Consider the following 21,152-nt stretch of genomic DNA (forward strand, 5'->3'; position numbering starts at 1 on the left):
TCCATGTTCCGCACGCTCACCCAGCAAGTCCTGCGCACCGCCACACTTGCCGTTGTCGTGGGCATGGCCGGTTGTGCCAGCCTGCCGCAGCCGCATGACGACGGCGCGCTGCAGCGCGAGGCGATGGCCGGCACGCACAAGCCGGTGCCGGCGCCGCTACCGTTGAACAACGACACCGGCAGCGGCAGCGAGGCCACGGCGCAAGCCGAAGTCAGTCACGGCAGCGGCCAGTTCATCCGGCCCAGTGCGCTGAGTACGCCACGTCCGGCGGCGAGTGGTAACGGCGCGGTGACGTTCAACTTCGAGAACCAGCCGGTGCAGGCGGTGGTCAAGGCGATCCTCGGCGACCTGCTCAAACAGAACTACACCATCGTGCCGGGCGTGCAGGGCAATATCTCGTTCGCCACCTCGGAGCCGGTCGATTCGAGCCAGGCGTTGCCGATCCTGGAGACCTTGCTGTCGTGGACGCATAACGCGCTGGTGCAGCGCAACGGCGGCTATGTGGTGATGCCGGAGAAGGAAGCGGTAGCCGGCAATCTGGTGCCGAGCCTCGGCGCCTCGGCACCGCAGGGTGGCCTGCAGGCACGGCTGTTCCCGCTGCGCTACATCTCGGCCACCGAGATGCAGAAGCTGATCAAGCCGTTCGCGCGGACGGACTCGACCTTGCTGGTGGATCAGGCACGCAACCTGCTGGTGATGTCCGGTACGCCGGAAGAACTGGCCAACTACCAGAGCATGGTGCGCACCTTCGACGTCGACTGGCTGCGCGGCATGTCGGTGGGCGTGTTCAACCTGCAGTACGCCAACGTCGGCGAGCTGATGCCGAAGCTGGACGGCATGTTCGGCAAGGGCGGCGACACACCGCTGGCCGGCATGCTGCGCTTCATCCCGATCGCACGCACCAACGCGATCGTGGTGATCAGCACCCAGCCGGAATATCTGCAGGAAGTGGGCGACTGGATCGCCAAGATCGACCGTGGCGGCGGCAACGAGCCGCAACTGTTCGTCTACGATGTGCGCAACATCAAGGCTTCGGACCTGGCGAAGTATCTGGCTCAGATCTACACCAACGGCGCCGGCAGCGGCGGCGACAACGGCGGCCAGGTCGGGCCGGGTCTGAGCAGTGGCACCCTGGGCAGTGCCAACAACACCAATGGCGCCAGCAGCATGGGCAGTACCGCCGGCAGCTTCGGCAGTTCAGCCGGCGGCATGACCGGTGCGACGGGCACAAGCGGCTTTGGCGGGCTCGGCAACACCACGGGTACGTCCGGTACCAGCGGTGGTTTCGGCGGCAGCATCGCGGGTGGCGGCGGTGGAAAGAGCTTCGGCGTGGGCGCCGCGGGCGGCACGGCTGACGCCAGCGGTAGTGGCAGCGGCGGCTCGAACGAGCAGCAGTACAGTTCCAGCGACGGCAGCGTGAAGATCAGTTCGGTCGACAGCAGCAACCAGCTGATGGTGCGAGCGCGACCGTCGCAGTGGGAGGAGATCAAGGGAGCGATCGCCAAGCTGGACAACGTGCCGCTGCAGGTGCAGATCGAGACGCGCATCATGGAAGTGACGCTGACCGGCGACTTCCAGTTCGGCGTGCAGTGGTATCTGCAGGGGCTGACCGGCAGCACCACCAACAGCGACGGCAGTGTCACGCCCGGCGAGCCGTATCGCCATCGCCAGATCGCGCTGGGTTCGGGCGGCAATACCTACAACACCGGCGACGCGCTGTTCTATTCCTTCATCAACAGCAGGATGCAAGTAGCGCTCAGCGCGATGGAGACCAATGGCAATACCAAGACGCTGTCGGCGCCATCGATGGTCGTGCTCAACAACCAGCTGGCGCATATCCAGGTGGGCAACCAGATCCCGGTCAACCAGACCTCGATCATCGGCTTGGGCACAGGCAGCAGCACGGAAGCGACAGCCAGCAATGTCACCTATCTGCCGACCGGCGTGATTCTCGATGTGCAGCCGCGGGTGAATCCAGGTGGCCTGGTTTACCTCAACGTGCATCAGCAGGTCAGCTCGACACTTGGCCAGGCGAACTCGCAGGGCAACTTCACCATCGCGCAACGTGACGTGGCGACCCAGGTCGCGGTGCAGAGCGGGCAGACCGTGCTGCTCGGCGGTCTGATCCAGCAAGACGAGTCCGGTACCGATACCGGCATCCCCGGACTCAATCGCATCCCGTGGCTGGGCCGGTTGTTCGGCACCACCAGCCGCGGCAAGGCACGCACCGAGCTGATCGTGCTGATCACGCCGCGGGTGATTCGCGGCGCCGAGGATGCCAAGCAGATCACCGACGACTACCAGGACAAGTTCGAGTCGCTGGCACCGCTGCGCACATCGGCCGACCATGCCGTTGCAACGCCAGCGGTCATCGCACCGCTGCCGACCACGACGGCACCTGCGCCCGGCTGGCCGGAGCAGTTGCAGCAGCATGCCGAGACCGCGCTGCAGCATTCCGACTACACCACCGCACAGGAACTGGCGATGCAGTCGTGGAAGCAGGGCTCGCAGCGCGGCGCTCTGTGCGAACGCAACTGGCAGGTCATCATCGAGGCGCGCAAGCACAGCAATCGGCTGGGTACCGTTGATGCTGCCCGCAAGCAGCAGGCCGAGTGCCTGCGATAAGCGCCATCGGCATGATGGTGGCGCCGGGCTGACCCGAGTCAGCGAGAGTTTGTCGCGGGTGGTCGCACGGGCCACCCGCGGCAGCCGTTATCATCGGCGCGGATGACTGCATCCCCGCCGATTTTTCCCATCACGTCACTGCTGCCGCAGATCTGCGAGTCGCTCGCCGCTTGTTCGCGGCTGGTGCTGGAAGCGCCACCGGGCGCCGGCAAGACCACCCAGGTGCCGCTGGCCCTGCTCGACGCGGCATGGCTGGAAGGGCAGAAGATCGTGATGCTGGAGCCGCGCCGGATTGCCGCGCGCGCCGCCGCACAGTTCATGGCGCAACAGCTTGGTGAAGCGGTTGGCCAGACCGTCGGCTATCGCATCCGCTTCGAATCGAAGGTGAGCGCGGCAACCCGGATCGAGGTGGTCACCGAGGGCATCCTCACGCGGCTGATCCAGCACGATCCGGAACTGAGCGGTATCGGCGCGATCGTGTTCGATGAATTCCACGAGCGCCATCTGGCCGGCGATCTCGGCGCCGTGCTGGCGCTGGACGTGCAGGCCACGCTGCGACCCGAGCTGCGCCTGCTGGTGATGTCGGCCACGCTGGATGGCGAGCGCATCGCGCAGTGGCTGGATGCGCCACGGCTGTCCAGTCCCGGCCGCAGTTTCCCGGTGCGCATCGAACATCCGCCGGCACGTACACAGGAAAGCATCGAGCATCATCTGGCCCGCATCGCGCGACAGGCGCTGGAAGAAAACGACGGCGACGTGCTGGCGTTCCTGCCCGGCCAGCGCGAGATCGCGCGAACACAGGCTGTGCTGGCGCAGACGTTGACGCGCGATGACGTCGAGGTGCTCGCGTTGCACGGCGAACTCTCGCTGGCCGAACAGCAGGCCGCGCTGGCGCCGGCTGAAGCGGGGACACGGCGCATCGTGCTGGCGACCAATGTGGCCGAGTCGAGCATCACCTTGCCGGGTATCTGCGCGGTGATCGACGCCGGCCTCGCGCGCGAGCCGCGCTTCGATCCGAACTCCGGGTTCACCCGACTGGAGACGGTCAGCATCTCGCAGGCTTCGGCTGACCAGCGCGCCGGTCGTGCCGGTCGTGTGGCGGCGGGCACGGCGTATCGCCTGTGGCCGCAGAGCAAGCGGCTGGAACCGGCGCGCAGCGCGGAAATCGCCCAGGCCGAGCTTTCCGCGCTGGCGTTGGAACTGGCCGCCTGGGGCGTCCCGGCTGATGGCATCGAAGCGATGCACTGGCTGGATTCGCCACCGGTCGGTGCGCTGGCGCAGGCACGTGAGCTGCTGACCCGGCTTGGCGCGCTGGGTACGGATGGCCGCATCAGCGCGCTGGGTCGCGGGATGCTGGAGCTGGGCGCCGCGCCGCGTCTTGCCGCGGCGGCATGGCGTGCGCCGGTCGAGTGGCGTGCACTGATCGCCGATCTGCTGGCCTTGATGGAGGCGCGTTCGCCATTGCGTGGCGGACAGGCGCGCAGCGATGATTTTCGGGTGCGGGTGGCCGCGCTGCATGCGTCGCGCGATCGCCGCGGCAGTGCCGCGCGCGGCGAGGTGGACACCGGTGCACTGGCCGCGATCGAGCAAGCCAGCAAGGGTTGGCGTCGCCGTCTGGACGTCCGTACCGCGGCCAGCGGCATGCCGGACAGCCACCGTGTGGGTGAGCTGCTGTTGCACGCGTTTCCCGATCGTGTCGCGCGTCGCGACGACAACAATCCGTTGCGTTACACGCTGGCGAATGGCCGTGGCGCGCGCCTGCACGAAAACACCGCCCTGCATGGCGAACCCTGGCTGGTCGCGCTGGATCTGCGCTACGAGGCGCGCGACAGCCTGATCCTGGCCGCCGCACCGCTCGACTCGCGCGTGCTGGAGCGCGATTACCCCGCCCAGTTCACGCGTGAACGCACGTTGCGCTGGAATGCCGAACGCGCCGCCGTCGAAGCGTTCGACGAGCAGCGTTTCGGCGCCATCGTGCTGGAACGCCGCAGTGTCCCGGTACGGCCGCAGGATGCGTTGCCAGCCCTGCTCGCGGCAGTGCGCGCCAACGGTCTCGACGTGTTGCCGTGGAGCGAACATGCGCGGCGACTGCGCGCGCGCATGCAGGCGCTGCGTGCATGGATGCCGGAGCTGGGCCTGCCCGATGTTTCCGATGCGGCCTTGCTGACGTCGCTGGAGGAGTGGCTGGCACCGTATCTGGAGGGCAAGCATCGGCTCGACGCATTGGGTGCAGACGAGTTGTCGCAGGCGCTGGCGGCGTTGTTCGATTACGAGCAGCGGCGCCTGCTCGATGCGCAGGCACCGGAAAGCCTCACGGTGCCGAGCGGCCAGAGCCGACGGCTCGAATACGCCGAAGGCGAGCCGCCGGTGCTGGCCGTGAAACTGCAGGAATTGTTCGGCCTCGCCGATACGCCGCGCGTTGGCGGCGGCCGTATTCCGGTCACCTTGCACCTGCTGTCGCCGGCCGGTCGACCGATCCAGGCGACCCAGGATCTGAAAGGTTTCTGGGAGCGCACCTATCCGGAAGTGCGCAAGGAACTGAAAGGCCGTTATCCGCGCCATCCATGGCCGGACGACCCGTGGACCGCCACACCAACGCATCGGGCGAAGCCACGCGGGAGCTGATCCAGCTTTTCAATGTGGCAGCCGGGCTATCCCGATCACGCGATCAGATGCCGCTGCGTGTTGCGAGCATGCACCAGAGCATGTGCGACAGCGAACCGGCATGAGCAGGAATCGCAAGAAATAATGTTCAAGCGTCGAGCCTTCAACCATCGGCGGGTCTTTTTTGGCACCTGCCAGTTTGCATTTCGTGAAATCGATTACTCGCTTGTCGGTGTGAGGTTTCGGCTGCGTCAATCGTAAATCTCATGGCGTGCATTTTTTTATTAATCGGCAGCGATAAGATTTTGCCAAGTCGAAAATTGAAAGTAGAGGCGCAAGATAATGCGAAATTTCAATGCGAACATTAAAAGTGAGATGGTAATCACATAGGATTAATTCTGGGTTGACACCCCTTATTGCGGCCACTAGTTTCCCCCGATCCGTCGCGGGGAAACATCAAGGCGGATGGTTCCGTAACGGCGTCATGGATCGGGGGATCCATACGTCGTTCAAGCAATGACTCGACACCGTTCTCTAGGAAAGACAGGGGGAGCAACGGTTTACCGGGTATCGCGGAATCGCAAGGCACTGATGGAAATACGAGAGTCGTGCGAGGGCGCGACATGTCATTGCCACGGGGTCTGGGCGGCCGTGTTAGGCCCGCTCGTCCTCATTTCGGGGAAATCAATTCATGAAGCACAAGTTTTTATTGAATACTCTTGCCGCCTGCACCTTGCTCGGCTTCGCCACCGGGCCGGCGTTCGCTGCTGCTCAGGAGACCAACCCGTATGCGCCGGCCAACGGCCACGCGTACCGTCACGGTGCGCTGCCGCACCGCGACGTGTGGCAGAAGATGCAACAGTGGAAGGCCCAGCACAATCCAACCGTGCAGACGGCAGCCACCGGCATCGAAACGCTGAGCTACGGCGGCGCCCTCGACAGTGTGGGCGTGATGAGCGGCAAGGTGAAGGTCTACATCGTGTACTACGGCACCCAGTGGGGCACGCGCAGCACCAATGCCGCAGGCGACTCCGTGTTCACCGGCGACGCCGACGGCGGCGCGGCGAAAGCCGAGGAAATGTTCAAGGGCATCGGCACCAACAACGAACTGTGGTCGGCTGACCTGACCCAGTGGTGCGACGGCCCCAACGTCACCAGCGGCGCGACCAGCTGCCCGTCGAACGCCAGCTTCGTGCCGTACCAGAGTGGCGGCACCCTTGCCGGCGTCTGGTACGACAACTCCAAGGCCTCGCCAGCTACTGCCACGCAAGCCCAGCTCGCTGCCGAAGCGGTTTCCGCTGCGGCGCACTTCGGCAACACCGCGGCAGGTTCGAACCGTTACACCTACTACATCATCATGTCGCCGCACGGCACCAACCCGGACAGCTACCAGGGTTCGTACTGCGCATGGCATGACTACACCACGTCGTCGTACGGCGATCTCGCGTACAGCAACCAGCCGTACAACATGGATTCCGGTGCGGGCTGCGGCGTGAACTTCGTCAACTCGGGCAGCGCCGGTACGCTGGACGGCTACACCATGACGCTCGGCCACGAGTGGCACGAAATGATGTCGGATACGTATCCGGCCGGCGGCTGGACCAACCACACCGGCAATGCGACCTACAACGGCCAGGAAAACTCTGACGAGTGCGCCTGGATCGCGGCGGGTTCGCCCGGCGGTGCGGCCAACATCACCTTTGCCACCGGCACGTTCACCGAGCAGGCCAGCTGGTCCAACGACACCAACGCGTGCTCGATTTCGCATCCGATCGTCGGTGGCGGCGGCGGTGGCGGCACACCGGTCGCGAACTTCAGTGACACGATCAGCGGCTTGACGGTGAACTTCACCGACAGCTCCACCGATACCGGCGGCACCATTTCGTCGCATTCGTGGACCTTCGGCGACGGCAGCACCTCGACGGCGACCAGCCCGAGCCACACCTATGCGGCAGCCGGCACCTACAGCGTGACCGAGACGGTGACCGACAGCGTCAGCGGTGCGACCAACTCCAAGACGTCCTCCGTGACCGTCGCGAGCACCGGTGGCACGCCGACCGCCAACTTCACCGACACCGTCAGCGGCCTGACTGCGACCTTTACCGATACTTCCACTGATTCGGGCGGCACCATCGGCTCGCATGCGTGGACCTTCGGTGACGGCAGCACGTCGACCGCCACCAGCCCGAGCCACACCTATGCGGCAGCGGGTACCTACAGCGTCACCGAGACGGTGACCGATAGTGTCGATGGCCAGACCAGCTCCAAGACGGCATCGGTGACGGTCACCAGCGGCGGTGGCTCGTCGCAGCTGTTCGGCAACACCGGCTTCGAAAGCGGCGCTGCCTCGCCGTGGACGATGAGCTCCGGCACGCTGTGCAGCAACAGCACCTGCTCGGGTGAAGTTGCCCATGGCGGCACCTGGTTCGCGTGGCTCGACGGTTACGGCACAACGCACACCGACACGCTGTCGCAGTCAGTGACCATTCCGGCTGGCAAGACCTCGGCCACCCTGTCGTACTACCTGCACATCGATACGGCGGAGACCGGATCGACGGCATATGACAAGCTGACCGTGCAGGTGCTGAACAGCGCGGGCACGGTGCTCGCGACATTGGCGACGTACTCGAATGTCAACGCCGCGAGTGGTTACACCGTGCATACGGCCAACCTTGCCGCGTACATCGGGCAGACGGTGACGATCAAGTTCACCGGCAAGGAAGACAGCTCGCTGCAGACCTCGTTCGTGCTGGACGATGTCACGCTGACCGTGCAGTAAGTAAACCTTGACGGCAGCCGTCTCGCGCGGCTGCCGTCAATGGCTCCAGGATGCGCAAGGTTGCGCCTCCGGTTTCGACCAGGAAGTCCACCGGCCCGATCGGCAACGATCGGGCTTTTTTTTGCGCGCGGGTGACGGGGCCAGGCTGACACGGTATTTGAAAGGGGCGAGACATCTTTTTTGCCACCGGAATATCTGTGGATATTGACGAATTCAACCGATGGATTCGCGCCGTGCATTGACCTGTAGTGCGTTGACGAACGGATTTGATCAATATCGCAAGATAATGCGATTTACACATGGTGCACATTATTTACTCGCCGTAACCGTCTAGGATTAATTCCCAGTTGACACAAGCGAGCCGGAGCCATTAGTTTCGCCTGTCCGTCGCGGGGAGACATCAAGGCGGATGGTTCCGTAACGGCGGCATGGATCGGGGGATCCATGTGTCGTTCAAGCAATAACTCGACACCGTTCTCCAGGGAAGACAGGAGGATCAACGGTTAATCGGGTATCGCGGAATCGCAAGGCACTGATTGAAATACGAGAGTCGTGCGAGGGCGCGACATGTCATTGCCACGAGGTCTGGGCGGCCGCGTTAGGTCCGCTCGTCCTCATTTCGGGGAAATCAATTCATGAAGCACAAGTTTTTATTGAACACTCTTGCCGCCTGCGCATTGCTCGGCTTTGCCGCCGCGCCGGCGTTCTCTTCAACTTCGGAGACCAACCCGTATTCGCCGGCCAACGGTCACGCGTACCGTCACGGTGTGCTGCCGACCCGCGATGTGCTGAACCAGATGAACCACTGGACGGCCTCGCATTCGCTTGCCGCAGTCAATACAGCCACCGGTGCGAACACGCTGAGCTACGGCGGCGCCCTCGATAGTGTGGGCGTGATGGACAGCCACGTGAAGGTCTATATCGTGTACTACGGCACCCAGTGGGGCACGCGCAGCACCAATGCCAAGGGCGACTCCGTGTTCACCGGCGACGCCGACGGCGCCGCGGCGGTGGCTGAAGAAATGTTCAAGGGTATCGGCACCGGCAACGAGCTGTGGTCGGCGGACCTGACCCAGTGGTGCGACGGCCCCAACGTCGCCAAGGGTGCGACCAGCTGCCCGTCGAACGGCAGCTTTGTGCCGTACCAGACCGGCGGTACCCTTGCCGGCGTGTGGTACGACAACTCCAAGGCCTCGCCTCGCGCTGCCACGACCGCCCAGCTGGCGGCTGAAGCGGTCGCTGCCGCGAAGCACTTCGGCAACACCGCGGCAGGCTCGAACCGCTACACCTACTACATCATCGCGTCACCGCACGGCACCAACCCGGACAGGTATCAGCGTAGTTACTGCGCGTGGCATGACTACACCACTTCGAGCTACGGTGACATCGCGTACAGCAATCAGCCGTACAACATGGATTCCGGCGCGGGCTGCGGTGTGAACTTCGTCAACTCGGGCAGTGCCGGTACGCTGGACGGCTGGACCATGACGCTCGGTCACGAGTGGCACGAAATGATGTCGGATACGTATCCGGCCGGCGGCTGGACCGCGAGCAGTGGCCAGGAAAACTCCGACGAGTGCGCCTGGATCGCGGCGGGTTCACCCGGTGGTGCGGCCAACGTCACGATGGGCACCGGCACGTTCACCGAGCAGGCCAGCTGGTCCAACGACACCAACGCGTGCGCGATTTCGCACCCGATACTCCACTAAGTAGCGAACTGGTGGCATGCGGTGCGCAGGGACGCGCATCGGTCATTTGAAGCATGGGGCCCGGCCGGCAACGGTCGGGCCTTTTCGTGTCGGTCATTTGAAGACATGCCGCTCGACAATATGAACAGCGCAAGATCGTGTCTGCATGATTAATCGAAAACGATGCGCAAGATAATGCGTAAATCTTGATGTGTGCGTTAGATTTTGCGCCTGTAATCACGCCTGACCAATGCTGAGTTGACACTCGCGCATCATCGCGACTAGCTTCAAACGATCCGTCTCGGCGAAACATCAGGCGGATGGTTCCGTAACGGCGTCATGAATCGGAAGGTCGCGCACCGTTCAAGCAACAACTCGACACCGTCCTCGAGGAACGACAGGGGGAGCGACGGCTCACCGGGGCCGCGGAACCGCAAGGCAATTGATTGCAGTACGAGAGTCGCGCGAGCGCGCGGCATGTCTATTGCCACGAGGTCTGGGCGGCCGTGTTCGGCCCGCTCGTCCTCATTCCGGGGAAATCAATTCATGAAGTCCAATTTTCTGTTGAACACTCTTGCCGCCTGCAGCTTGCTCGGCTTTGCTGCCGCGCCGGTATTCGCCCAGGAGACCAACCCCTATTCGCCGGCCAACGGCCATTCGTATCGCCACGGTGTCGTGCCGCATCGCGACGTGTGGCAGAAGATGCAGCACTACGAAGCCCAACACCCGCTTGCCGCGGTCAACAAGGCCTCCGGTTCGAAGACGCTGCACTACGGCGGTGGCATCAGTGGCGTCGGCGTCATGTCCACCCACGTGCGGGTCTATCTGGTGATGTACGGCAGCCAGTGGGGCACCCAGGGCACCGACAGCAAGGGCAATGCCACGTTCACCGGTGATCCGAGCGGAGCGGCGCCGGTCACGCAGATGATGTTCAAGGGCATCGGCACCGGCAACGAGCTGTGGTCGGCGGATCTGACCCAGTGGTGCGACGGCCCCAACGTCACTACTGGCGCGACCAGCTGCCCGTCGAACGGCAGCTTCGTGCCGTACCAGACCGGCGGCACGCTCGCCGGCGTGTGGTACGACAACTCCAAGGCCTCGCCTGCTGCTGCCACGCAAGCCCAGCTCGCTGCCGAGGCGGTCGCTGCCGCGGCGCACTTCGGCAACACGGCCGCCGGGTCGAACCGTGACACCTACTACGTCATCATGTCGCCACACGGCACCAATCCGGACAACTACCAGGGTGCGTACTGCGCGTGGCACGACTACACCACCTCGAGCTACGGCGACATCGCGTACAGCAACCAGCCGTACAACACGGATTCCGGCGCCGGTTGCGGCGTCAACTTCGTCAACTCGGGCAGTGCCGGTACGCTGGACGGCTACACCATGACGCTCGGTCACGAGTGGCATGAAATGATGTCGGATACGTATCCGGCTGGTGGCTGGACTGCAAGCAACGGTCAGGAAAACTCCGACGAGTGCGCCTGGATCGCGGCAGGATCACCCGGTGGCGCAGCCAACATCACGATGGGCAACGGCACCTATACCGAGCAGGCCAGCTGGTCCAATGACACCAATTCGTGTGCGATCTCGCACCCGATTGTTGGCGGTGGTGGCGGCACCAGTGGTACTCCGGTGGCGAACTTCACCTTCACCACGAGCAAACTTGTCGCAAAATTCACCGACACCTCCACGGAGACGGGCGGCACGATCAGCGGGCACTCGTGGAGCTTTGGCGACGGCAGCAGCTCCACCGCGACCAGCCCGAGCCACACCTACGCGGCGGCCGGCACCTACAGCGTGACCGAGACGGTGACCGACAGCGTCAACGGCACCTCGAACGCCAAGACAGCATCGGTAACCGTAAAGAGGCATTGATGACGATCATCAGTCGTACGTAACCCCGGCGGCAGTCGCTTCGCGCGGCTGCTGTCTCGGGTTCTCCGGGATGCATGACATCGCATCCCGGTTTCCGAGCTGAAGTCTTCCCGCCCGATCGACAACGATCGGGCTTTTTTGTGCGAGCGACATGCGACCATGTGCGGATGACTCCGACAACCCCTCCACGATTGGCGATCATCGGTGGCGGCCCGGCTGGCCTGATGGCGGCCGAGGCGGCGTGCGCGGCGGGCGTGGCCGTCGATCTGTACGACACGATGGGTTCGGTCGGCCGAAAATTCCTGTTGGCCGGCAAGGGCGGCCTCAATCTGACCCACAGCGAGCCGCAGGCACGTTTTGTCGAACGCTACGGCGCGCGGCGGACGGAGATCCAGCGCTGGCTCAATGCGTTCGACGCGGATGCGCTGCGCACCTGGGCGCGCGGGCTCGGGGTGGAAACCTTTGCCGGTAGTTCCGGCCGGGTATTCCCTGCCGATCTGAAGGCGGCACCATTGCTGCGTGGCTGGCTGCGACGCCTGCGCGAATCCGGCGTGACGTTCCACATGCATCATCGCTGGCTCGGTTGGCAGGCGCACGGCGCCTTGCACTTCGCCACGCCGCAGGGCGAACGGGCGGTGCCGACGGACGCGGTGATCCTGGCGCTCGGCGGCGCCAGCTGGCCGCAGCTCGGCTCCGATGGCGCCTGGGTAAAACCGTTGCAGGAAGCAGCGATCGACATCGCACCACTGCAACCGGCGAACTGCGGTTTCGAGCTGGCGTGGAGCGAGCATCTGTCCAGCCGTTTCGGCGGCGCTCCGCTCAAACCGGTGGTGGCACATTGGGTCGATCGCCGCGGAGCGGCGCATGCGCGTCAGGGCGAATGCGTGCTCAGCGAATATGGCATCGAGGGCAGCCTGATCTATGCGATCGGCGCGGAGCTGCGCGAGCAGATTGCCGAACGTGGCGACGCCACGCTGATGCTCGATCTGGTGCCCGGTTACACCGAATCGGTGCTCGCCGAGCGCCTCGCGGCACCACGCGGCAAGCACAGCATCGGCGACTGGCTGCGTCGTCGCGCCGGGCTGGATGCGGCGAAGTGCGCGCTGGTATTCGAGCTTACCGACAAGGCCACCCTGGCCAATCCGGTGGCGTTGGCGAAACAACTCAAGGCGCTACCGCTGCGGCTGCGCGCACCACGACCGGTCGCCGAAGCGATCAGCACTGCCGGTGGCGTGCGACTGGAAGCGCTGGATGAAAACCTGATGCTGCATGTCCGTCCCGGCGTGTTCTGTGCCGGCGAGATGCTCGACTGGGAAGCCCCGACTGGTGGCTATCTGCTGACCGCGTGCTTCGCCAGCGGGTTGCTCGCCGGTCGCGGCGCCGCACGCTGGTTGAAAGCGCAGCAGAGGCAACGCGACGTTTGATCGCCGGTATTAGGGCGCGCGCTTTTTCACCAGCGTGATCTCGAACAGCTTCGGCCAGCGCTTGCCGGTGACGAACAGGCGATCGTGCGCGGCGTCATAGGCGATGCCGTTGAGTACGTCGTTGCCAGGGTCGGGCAGCTGGTTGATGTCGAACAAACCGTCGAGATCGATCCAGCCCACGACGTGGCCGTTCGCCGGGTCGATTCGCGCGATGCGGTTGGTCAGCCACACGTTCGCGTAGATCTCGCCCTTGATCCATTCCAGCTCATTGAGGTTGGTGACCGGCACCCCGTCGGCCGTCACCGTGATGCGGCGGATCGTAGCCAGCGATTCCGGGTCGAGCACGCGCAGTACCGCCGTGCCATCGCTCATGTAGAGATGACGATCATCGCGGGTCAACGCCCAGCCTTCGCCCGGATAGGTAAACGTGCGCTGCAATTTGAAGCTGGTCAGGTCGTAGACGAAGCCGGTCTGTGTCTGCCAGGTGAGCTGCACCAGCCGGTTCTTCCAGTCCACGATGCCTTCGCCGAAATACTGCGACGGCACGTTGTAACGCTGCACCGTCTCGCCACTCTGCAGCTCGACCTTGCGTACCGTCGAGGTGCCGGCCTGGCCGGTGCTTTCGTAGAGATAGCCGTCCTTGTAGAACAGGCCTTCGGTATAGGCGCCAGGGTCATGCGGATAGCTGTGCACGACCTTGTAGCCATAGACGGGAATGGATGTGGCCGCACGCGCACCGCCGCCGAGCAGGGCGAGAGCAAAAAAGATCAGGGACAGGCCGGGCGATCGGGTCATCGGTCAGCTACACGCAGGGGAAAGGTTGGGATCAGCTCAGCGGGCGCACGCGGAAATTGCGGCCCTTGATCTTGCCGGCACGCAACCGCTCCAGTGCCTTGTTCGCCAGCGCCCGGCTGATCGCCACGTAGGCGCGAGTGGCGAACACGTCGATCTTGCCGATGTCCTTGGCGTCGAGTCCGGCATCGCCGGTGAGTGCACCGAGGATATCGCCGGGGCGCAGCTTGTCCTGTCGCCCGGCGTCGATCACCAAGGTCTTCATCGGCGCCAGATGCAAGGTCTTGCCGCGCGACGGCGCCACTTTCAGCGGACGCCAGGGCAGCGGCGTGCCGTTGAGCTCCTCGATGTTCGCCGCCTTCGGCCGCTCGCGCGGCGTGCACAGCGTGATCGCCAGGCCAGTCTGGCCGGCGCGGCCGGTGCGGCCGATGCGATGCGTGTGGGTTTCCGGATCGTGGGCGATGTCGTAGCTCACCACCAGCGGCAGCGCGACGATGTCGAGCCCGCGCGCAGCGACGTCGGTGGCAACCAGCACCGCGCAACTGCGGTTGGCGAAGCGCACCAGCACCTCGTCGCGATCACGCTGCTCCATGTCGCCGTGCAGCGCCAGCGCGGAGAAGCCGCGACGATCGAGTTCCTGCGCCACTGCATCCACTTCGCGGCGCATATTGCAGAACACCAGCGCATGCTCGGCGTGCGCGCCACCCAACAGCTGAGCCAGCGCGTCAGGTTTCTGCGCAGGCTCCACTTCGTGGAAGCGCTGCTCGATCGCCGGCTGTTCATGCACCGGCGCGTCTACGGTGACCTCGACGGGATTCTTCTGCACGCGCTGGCTCACCGCGCGGATCTCGTCCGGGTACGTCGCCGAGAACAGCAGGGTCTGGTGGTGCTTGGCGATGCGTCCGATGATGTCGTCGATCGCCTCGGTGAAACCCATGTCGAGCATGCGATCGGCCTCGTCCAGCACCAGCACCTTGATGCCGCCGCCGTGCAGGCTTTCCCGCTTCAGATGTTCCTGCACGCGGCCAGGCGTGCCGACCACGATGTGCGGGTCATGCGTCAACGAAGCCAACTGCGGCCCCAGCGGCATGCCGCCGCACAAGGTCAGCAGCTTCACGTTCGGGATGTTCGCGGCGAGTTTGCGGATCGCCTTGCTGACCTGATCGGCCAGTTCACGCGTCGGACACAGCACCAGCGCCTGCAGCCGGATCGTGTCCACGTCGATCGATTGCAGCAGGCTCAGCCCGAACGCCGCGGTCTTGCCACTGCCGGTCTGCGCTTGTGCGATCACGTCGCGACCCTCCAGCATCGGCGGCAGGCTTTGCGCCTGCACCGGCGTCATCGTGGCGTAGCCGAGCGTTTCGACGCTGGCGAGCAGGGCGGGTTTGAGCGGGAGCGAGCTGAAGGTGGTCATCTGTATATGATCGCACGACCGCCACCATACGCCCTTGCGACTTGCATCCGGCCGCCAGCTCGCGGACCCTGTGCGGCTATCGCCTCAGTGATTACCGCCATGGATATCGTTTTCATCGAAGATCTGCGCATCGACACCGTCATAGGCATCTACGACTGGGAGCGCCGCGTGCGGCAGGCGTTGTCGTTCGATATCGAGATGGCGTTCGACAACACGGTGCCGGCGGCCAGCGACGACATCGCGCTGACGTTGAACTACAAGGATGTGTCCAAGCGCCTGATCGGTTACGTGGGTGAGTCGAGTTTCGGTCTGGTCGAGACGCTGGCCGAGCGCTGCGCGGCGATCATCCGCGAGGAGTTCGGGGTCAGCTGGGTGCGCCTGAAATTGTCCAAGCCCGGCGCGGTGCGCGGGGCGAAGGCGGTCGGCGTGCGGATCGAACGCGGCACGCGGCCGGACTGATGGCGCGGGTCTACTTGAGCCTGGGCTCCAATCTCGAGCCGCGGCGCTATCTGCCTGCGGCGATTGACGCGTTGCGCGATCGCTTCGGCGCGATCGCGGTATCGCCGGCGTATCGCAGCCGCTCGGTGGGTTTTGACGGTGCGGACTTCGTCAATCTGGCGGTTGGGCTGGATACCGACCTCTCGCCCGAGGCGCTGAATGACTGGCTGCATGCGCTGGAGGATAGCCACGGCCGCCGCCGCGATGTGCCGCGCTACTCCGACCGCACGTTGGATATCGACATCGTGTTCTACGACGCGCTGGTGCTCGATGGGCCGGGCCATCTGCAGATTCCGCGCAACGAGATCAAGCACGCCTTCGTGCTGCGGCCAATCGCGGATATCGCGCCGGCGTTCCGGCACCCGCTGAGTGGGCGCAGCATGGCCGAACTGTGGGCGGCGTTTCCGGCGGAACAAGAGCCGCTGATCGTCGAGCCGCTGCCGGACTGAGTGGTCCGCACTGTTGCGTGTCGATGGCTGGTGCTAGAAAGGCAACTCACTATCCACGGACGCGGGGCGACGCACATGGCTGGAAAATTTGCACGCAGTTGGGCCTTGATGAAGGCGAGCGCGACGGTGTTGCGCTCGGACAAGTCATTGCTGGTGTTTCCGTTGCTGTCGGGGCTGTGCACGCTGCTGGTGGCGGCGAGTTTCCTGATCCCGGTCGCAGTGATGGTGATCGGTGGCGAACATGCCGGGCAGGACTTCCATCAACGCATGTCGGCGGGCGCATATCTGCTGATGTTCGCGTTCTATCTGGTGCAGTACTTCGTGATCATCTTCTTCCAGACCGCGTTGACCGGTGTGGCGCTGATGCATCTGCGCGGTGAGCCGACCAGTGTGGCGACGGGTTTTGCGCTGGCGCGTTCGCGGCTTCCGCACATCCTTGGTTACGCGCTGATTGCGGCCACCGTTGGTCTGCTGTTGCGGATGGTGCAGGAGCGGCTCGGCCTGATCGGGCGGCTGGTGGTCGGCTTCCTCGGTCTGGCATGGACCGTGGCAACGTTTCTGGTGGTGCCGATCCTCGCCAGCCAGGACGTGGGGCCGGTGGATGCAGTCAAGCGCAGTGTGGAGCTGCTCAAGCGCAGCTGGGGCGAGAACCTGATCGGCAACGGCGGCATCGGTGTGGTGTTCGGCCTGCTGATGTTCGTGGCTGTGCTGGTGGGTGCGGCACTGATCGGCGGAGCGTTCGCACTGCAGTCGGTCGTGGCGATCGTGCTGGCGGTAACCGTGGTGGTGCTGGGATTCATCCTGCTCGGGCTGATCCAGTCGTCGCTGCAGGGTATTTATGCGGCCGCGCTGTATCGCTATGCGGAAGGTGGCGAGGCCAGTGTCGGTTTCGATCAGGCGTTGCTGGAGCAGGCGTTCCGCAGCAAGCAGAAGCAGTGATGCGATGAACTGCCTCCCCGCGCAGGGAGGCAGTCACACCGACAATGTGCGGCCGCCGTCGATGCGGATGATCTGGCCGGTGACGAATGGCGCGTCGCGCAGCAGCCACAGTACCGCGCTGGCCACATCGTCCGGCGTGCCCGCACGCTGCAGCGGCGTGCGGGCCAGCATTACCTGCTGGTCAGCATACGGCTTGCCGTCGCTCGGCCACATCACGGCGCCGGGCGCTACGCCGTTGACGCGTATGTCCGGACCCAGATCCAGTGCAAGTGAGCGGGTCATCGCGGCGAGCGCCGCCTTGGCCATGCAGTACAGCGGGTGTGCCGCCAGTGGCCGTTCGGCGTAAATGTCGATCATGTTGACGATGCCGCCGCGCGCTGCGCGCAGGGCCGGTATCGCCGCCTGGCTGAGGAAGAACGGTGCCTGCGCGTTGGAGGTGAACAGCTCGTTCCATTGTTGCACTGTCGCGGTGCCCAGCGGGGTGGGATAGAACGCCGAGGCATTGTTGACCAATGCGTCGAGCCGGCCGTAATGCGCCAGCAGCTGATCGATCATGACCGGTAGCGTCGACAACTCGGCCAGTTCGGCCTGCAGCAGCAAGGTGCTGCCGCTGCGCTGCTGCTCCAGTTCATCGGCGAGTACGCGGGCATCATCGACGGAATGGCGATAGTGCAGGGCGAGGTCGTAGCCGGCCGCGTGCAGCGTGCGTGCGATCACCGCACCCACGCGACGACCGGCGCCGGTGATCAGTGCGACGGGGCGATCATGGCGTGGCTTCATGCGTCGGTTCCTGCGGCAGTCCAGCGGGCAGCTTGCCGTAAAGCATGCAGTGCGTCATCCACTGGCGAGCGATCAGTCCGCCTTCGGCTGGCGCGGTTTCCTGCTGGCGGCCTTGCGTGCGGCATTGGCGACTTTGCGCGCGGCACCGGTGGTCGCCTTGTCGACCAGCTTGTCCATCGCGCGACGCACCGGTGAGGCCTTCTTGCGCGGCGCCGCCTTGACCGCTTCCGCAACGGTTTCATCGCCTTCGTCGGTCATCACGACATCGCCACTGAACAGGGCGATCGCGGTGCTGGCGACCTGTCCGGTGTCGTAATACGCGTAGGCGCCGACACCGAGCGCGCCGATCACCGGCAGCCAGCGCGAAAGGCCCTCGCTCACCGTGCGCTGGGTCAGCTTCACGCCGACCTGCTTGGCCACCCGTTGAGCGACGGTGTAAGACATCCGTCGGAACACCAGCCGGTCGCCCATCTGCACGACCAGGTCGCGGAACGCCTGCGCGGCGGTATGCCGGAACAGGCACCACAACATCTGTTCGCGGCCCAGGCTGTGATTGCGACCGTAAGCGGCGGCGATATCGCTGACCATCTGGCCCTGGATTTTCCAGATCGCGATCAGCTCCGGCAGCAGAGTCAGCCAGCCCAGCGGACCCGGCGGCAGCGCCAGCGAACCGGCGGTGAGTGCGGCGCGCTGGGCCGCGCGCTGGGCTAGCCGGCGCGCCTCCGTGGCGGGGTCCTTGCTGCTGCCGACCTTGCTGTCCGGCACCTTGCTGACGAAATCGAGGATCGCCTGGGTCACCCGGTTGTGCTCGACCGGTGCGATGACGGCGGGAACCTGCTCGCTGTGCTTGGCCATGCGGTACTCCATGGAATCGCCACCGTGAAAGGCGGACGTCCATGCAGTCTAGAGGAGCTGTGTGAAGCCGGACTCAATGGCCGGCAGTGGCTGATCGCGGCGGGTTACGGCCCTGGACAAGACATGACTTCTGGCCCAGGCAGGTGAGGCGGATGGTTAGTAATGTTATAACATTACACACAACTCCCTTTTTGACCCCTTGCTGGAATTCATGATGAAACCATCCCTGCTCGCCCTGAGCCTTGCCGCTGCCCTGGCGGTGACCGCCGTGCACGCCACCGAGACGCCGCTGACAACAGTTGCCGCCACAGGCACGGATGACCCGGCTGATAGCGGCAACGACCAGCCCACGACCAAGACTCTGGGCGCGATCGACGTGTCGGCCAAGCTGGATCAGGCGCGCAACGCGCTATCGCCGGATACCGGCAGCAGCCAGTACGTGATCGACCAGAAGGCGATCGCCCAGCTGCCACTGGGTGCGGCCACGCCGATGAACCAGGTGTTGTTGCAGGCGCCGGGCGTGGTGCAGGATTCCTATGGCGGCCTGCACGTGCGCGGCGACCACGCGAACCTGCAATACCGCATCAATGGCGTGATCATTCCCGAGTCGATCGGTGGCTTCGGGCAAAGTCTCGATGCGCGCATGATCGATAACGTGAAGCTGCTCGATGGCGCACTGCCGGCCCAGTACGGCCTGCGCACGGCCGCGGTTGTCGACATCACCACCCGCAGCGGGCATGACCTGGGCAATGGCGGCAGTGTCGGTATCACCGCTGGCTCTTACGGCACGCTCAACCCGAATGCGTCGATCTGGGGCAGCGATGATCGCTGGAGTTACTTCCTCACGGCCAATTATCTGGAAAACGACGTCGGCATCGAGAACCCGACGGCCAGCAAGAAGGCGATCCACGACCATACCAATCAGGTGAAGAGCTTCGGCGACATCAGCTACCTGATCAACGACGACACCCGCTTGAGCCTGCTGTTCGGCATGGCCAACAACCGCTTCCAGATTCCAAACAATCCAGGCCAGCAACCGCAGTTCGGCTACCTGGATACCGTCGATTTCAACTCCGCCGATCTGAACGAGCAGCAGCGCGAGAACACCCGCTTCGGCGTGCTGGCGCTGCAGGGTCGGTTGGGCCTGACCGACTATCAGGTATCGGTGGGCCAGCGTTACAGCAGCGTCGCCTATACGCCGGACGAGATCGGTGAGCTGATGTTCAACGGCGTTGCCTCGGCGGTGACTCGCGACAATCGCGCCAGCACGTTGCAGGCGGATTTCTCCACGCCGATGGGCAGCAGCCATACCTTGCGCTACGGCGTCTACAGCAGTTTCGAACGCGCCGTCAGCGGCAACGATGCGTGGGTGTTTCCGGCCGACGCCGATGGCAACCAGACCAGCACCACGCCGATCAACATCCTCGACAACAGCCGCCTCACTGCAAAGACCTGGTCGGCCTATGTGCAGGACGAGTGGAGCATCGGCGACAAGTGGACGCTGAACTATGGCTTGCGCGGCGACCAGTACCAGTTGGCGCGCACCGAGAGCCAGCTGAGCCCGCGCCTCGGCTTGGTCTGGCAGGCGACCGCCAGCACCACCGTGCACGCCGGCTACTCGCGCTACTTCACGCCGCCGGCGACCGAGATGATCGCCAGCGCCAATATCGCCAAATTCGACGGCACCACCAACGCCGTGCCGGACAACGGCAACAACACGCCGCTGGCCGAGCGCTCGGACTACTTCGACGCGGGTATTTCGCAGAACCTCGGCAGTGCCTGGACCGTGGGCGTGGACGCTTACTACCGCAACGTGCAGCGACTGCAGGATGAGGGCCAGTTCGGTTCCGCGCTGGTCTATTCGACCTTCAACTACGACCTCGGTCGGGTGAAAGGTCTGGAGTTCACTGCCAACTACCAGCAGGGCCCGCTGTCGGCCTATTTCAACGTGGCGCTGAGCCAAGCGATGGGCAAGCGCATCATCACCAGCCAGTACAACTTCTCGCCGGAAGATCTGGCCTACGTCTACAACCATTACATCTTCCTCGACCACGACCAGAAACTGTCTTCCTCCGGCGGCGTCAACTACGCGCTGGACAGCAACACCAAGCTCGGCGCCGATTTCCTGTTCGGCAGCGGATTGCGCAAGGACGGCACCGTGCCGAACGGCGCCTCGCTGCCGGCGTACTTCCAGTTGAACCTCAACGTCTCGCACGACTTCACCTTTGATCATTTCGGCAAGCTGCATACCCAGCTGGCGGTGATCAATGCGTTGGACCGCACCTATGAGCTGCGCGACGGCACCGGCATCGGCGTCGGCGCACCACAGTTCGGTCCGCGTCGCGGCCTGTATCTGAGCCTGCAGAAGGATTTCTGATCGCGCCCCATCCGCTATGCTTGCCGCGCTTTTCACTACCGGCAAGT

General features: G+C 64.4%; 14 protein-coding genes. 10 read left to right on the top strand and 4 right to left on the bottom strand.

Going from position 1 to position 21,152, the window contains the following annotated elements; all coding sequences use genetic code 11:
• Window positions 1-3: 3 nt before the first annotated feature.
• The 6 genes from gspD to IE071_RS13965 all read left to right on the top strand — a co-directional run bounded on the left by gspD (window position 4) and on the right by IE071_RS13965 (window position 13,001).
• On the top strand, window positions 4-2,625 hold the full coding sequence (gspD, locus tag IE071_RS13940; protein WP_189442001.1) for a type II secretion system secretin GspD: 2,622 nt from the start codon (window positions 4-6) through the stop codon (window positions 2,623-2,625).
• A 102-nt stretch (window positions 2,626-2,727) separates the two neighbouring features.
• On the top strand, window positions 2,728-5,250 hold the full coding sequence (gene hrpB, locus IE071_RS13945; protein ID WP_189442003.1) for an ATP-dependent helicase HrpB: 2,523 nt from the start codon (window positions 2,728-2,730) through the stop codon (window positions 5,248-5,250).
• Between the two features lie 670 nt (window positions 5,251-5,920).
• Window positions 5,921-8,008 (top strand): PKD domain-containing protein, encoded by a 2,088-nt coding sequence (locus IE071_RS13950; protein ID WP_189442005.1) that lies wholly within the window; start codon window positions 5,921-5,923, stop codon window positions 8,006-8,008.
• A 635-nt stretch (window positions 8,009-8,643) separates the two neighbouring features.
• Window positions 8,644-9,717, top strand: a complete 1,074-nt coding sequence (locus IE071_RS13955) for a hypothetical protein (RefSeq protein WP_229792912.1) — start codon at window positions 8,644-8,646, stop codon at window positions 9,715-9,717.
• A gap of 525 nt (window positions 9,718-10,242) precedes the next feature.
• On the top strand, window positions 10,243-11,577 hold the full coding sequence (locus tag IE071_RS13960; protein WP_229792913.1) for a PKD domain-containing protein: 1,335 nt from the start codon (window positions 10,243-10,245) through the stop codon (window positions 11,575-11,577).
• Between the two features lie 167 nt (window positions 11,578-11,744).
• Entirely contained in the window at window positions 11,745-13,001 is a 1,257-nt protein-coding gene (locus tag IE071_RS13965) for a TIGR03862 family flavoprotein (protein WP_189442009.1), read from the top strand.
• Between the two features lie 9 nt (window positions 13,002-13,010).
• On the opposite strand, the gene IE071_RS13970 is transcribed toward IE071_RS13965, so the two are convergent.
• Together IE071_RS13970 and dbpA are read right to left on the bottom strand one after the other, a co-directional pair.
• A complete protein-coding gene (locus IE071_RS13970; protein ID WP_189442010.1) occupies window positions 13,011-13,796 on the bottom strand; it encodes a glutaminyl-peptide cyclotransferase in 786 nt (261 codons plus the stop codon).
• Between the two features lie 31 nt (window positions 13,797-13,827).
• Window positions 13,828-15,207 (bottom strand): ATP-dependent RNA helicase DbpA, encoded by a 1,380-nt coding sequence (gene dbpA, locus IE071_RS13975; protein WP_189442012.1) that lies wholly within the window; start codon window positions 15,205-15,207, stop codon window positions 13,828-13,830.
• Between the two features lie 99 nt (window positions 15,208-15,306).
• On the opposite strand from dbpA, the gene folB reads away from it, so the two are divergent.
• The 3 genes from folB (at window position 15,307) to IE071_RS13990 (ending at window position 17,093) form a co-directional block, all read left to right on the top strand.
• Entirely contained in the window at window positions 15,307-15,666 is a 360-nt protein-coding gene (gene folB / locus IE071_RS13980) for a dihydroneopterin aldolase (protein WP_189442014.1), read from the top strand.
• On the top strand, window positions 15,666-16,154 hold the full coding sequence (gene folK, locus IE071_RS13985; RefSeq protein WP_189442016.1) for a 2-amino-4-hydroxy-6-hydroxymethyldihydropteridine diphosphokinase: 489 nt from the start codon (window positions 15,666-15,668) through the stop codon (window positions 16,152-16,154). The genes folB and folK overlap by 1 nt, the downstream gene beginning before the upstream one ends.
• A 75-nt stretch (window positions 16,155-16,229) precedes the next feature.
• Window positions 16,230-17,093: a DUF6159 family protein gene (locus tag IE071_RS13990; protein ID WP_189442018.1), complete on the top strand. Its 864-nt coding sequence runs from the start codon at window positions 16,230-16,232 to the stop codon at window positions 17,091-17,093.
• 33 nt (window positions 17,094-17,126) lie between these two features.
• Here the strand turns inward: IE071_RS13990 and IE071_RS13995 are convergent, their stop codons facing one another.
• Together IE071_RS13995 and IE071_RS14000 are read right to left on the bottom strand one after the other, a co-directional pair.
• Entirely contained in the window at window positions 17,127-17,873 is a 747-nt protein-coding gene (locus tag IE071_RS13995; protein ID WP_189442020.1) for a pteridine reductase, read from the bottom strand.
• Window positions 17,874-17,945: 72 nt separating this feature from the next.
• Window positions 17,946-18,728: a hypothetical protein gene (locus tag IE071_RS14000; RefSeq protein WP_189442022.1), complete on the bottom strand. Its 783-nt coding sequence runs from the start codon at window positions 18,726-18,728 to the stop codon at window positions 17,946-17,948.
• 214 nt (window positions 18,729-18,942) lie between these two features.
• Here IE071_RS14000 and IE071_RS14005 point away from each other — a divergent pair, with 214 nt between their 5' ends.
• Window positions 18,943-21,105 (top strand): TonB-dependent receptor, encoded by a 2,163-nt coding sequence (locus tag IE071_RS14005; RefSeq protein ID WP_189442024.1) that lies wholly within the window; start codon window positions 18,943-18,945, stop codon window positions 21,103-21,105.
• The last annotated feature ends 47 nt before the right edge of the window (window positions 21,106-21,152 follow it).

Origin of the sequence: Rhodanobacter panaciterrae (assembly GCF_014651895.1) — a bacterium.
In the GTDB taxonomy this organism is placed as follows: Bacteria; Pseudomonadota; Gammaproteobacteria; order Xanthomonadales; family Rhodanobacteraceae; genus Rhodanobacter; species Rhodanobacter panaciterrae.

Excerpts from the sequence above, each read along its gene's own strand:
- gspD (WP_189442001.1), top strand. The coding sequence starts at position 4 with ATGTTCCGCACGCTCACCCAGCAAGTCCTGCGCACCGCCACACTTGCC.
- hrpB (WP_189442003.1), top strand. The coding sequence starts at position 2,728 with ATGACTGCATCCCCGCCGATTTTTCCCATCACGTCACTGCTGCCGCAG.
- IE071_RS13950 (WP_189442005.1), top strand. The coding sequence starts at position 5,921 with ATGAAGCACAAGTTTTTATTGAATACTCTTGCCGCCTGCACCTTGCTC.
- IE071_RS13955 (WP_229792912.1), top strand. The coding sequence starts at position 8,644 with ATGAAGCACAAGTTTTTATTGAACACTCTTGCCGCCTGCGCATTGCTC.
- IE071_RS13960 (WP_229792913.1), top strand. The coding sequence starts at position 10,243 with ATGAAGTCCAATTTTCTGTTGAACACTCTTGCCGCCTGCAGCTTGCTC.
- IE071_RS13965 (WP_189442009.1), top strand. The coding sequence starts at position 11,745 with ATGACTCCGACAACCCCTCCACGATTGGCGATCATCGGTGGCGGCCCG.
- IE071_RS13970 (WP_189442010.1), bottom strand. The coding sequence starts at position 13,796 with ATGACCCGATCGCCCGGCCTGTCCCTGATCTTTTTTGCTCTCGCCCTG.
- dbpA (WP_189442012.1), bottom strand. The coding sequence starts at position 15,207 with ATGACCACCTTCAGCTCGCTCCCGCTCAAACCCGCCCTGCTCGCCAGC.
- folB (WP_189442014.1), top strand. The coding sequence starts at position 15,307 with ATGGATATCGTTTTCATCGAAGATCTGCGCATCGACACCGTCATAGGC.
- folK (WP_189442016.1), top strand. The coding sequence starts at position 15,666 with ATGGCGCGGGTCTACTTGAGCCTGGGCTCCAATCTCGAGCCGCGGCGC.
- IE071_RS13990 (WP_189442018.1), top strand. The coding sequence starts at position 16,230 with ATGGCTGGAAAATTTGCACGCAGTTGGGCCTTGATGAAGGCGAGCGCG.
- IE071_RS13995 (WP_189442020.1), bottom strand. The coding sequence starts at position 17,873 with ATGAAGCCACGCCATGATCGCCCCGTCGCACTGATCACCGGCGCCGGT.
- IE071_RS14000 (WP_189442022.1), bottom strand. The coding sequence starts at position 18,728 with ATGGCCAAGCACAGCGAGCAGGTTCCCGCCGTCATCGCACCGGTCGAG.
- IE071_RS14005 (WP_189442024.1), top strand. The coding sequence starts at position 18,943 with ATGAAACCATCCCTGCTCGCCCTGAGCCTTGCCGCTGCCCTGGCGGTG.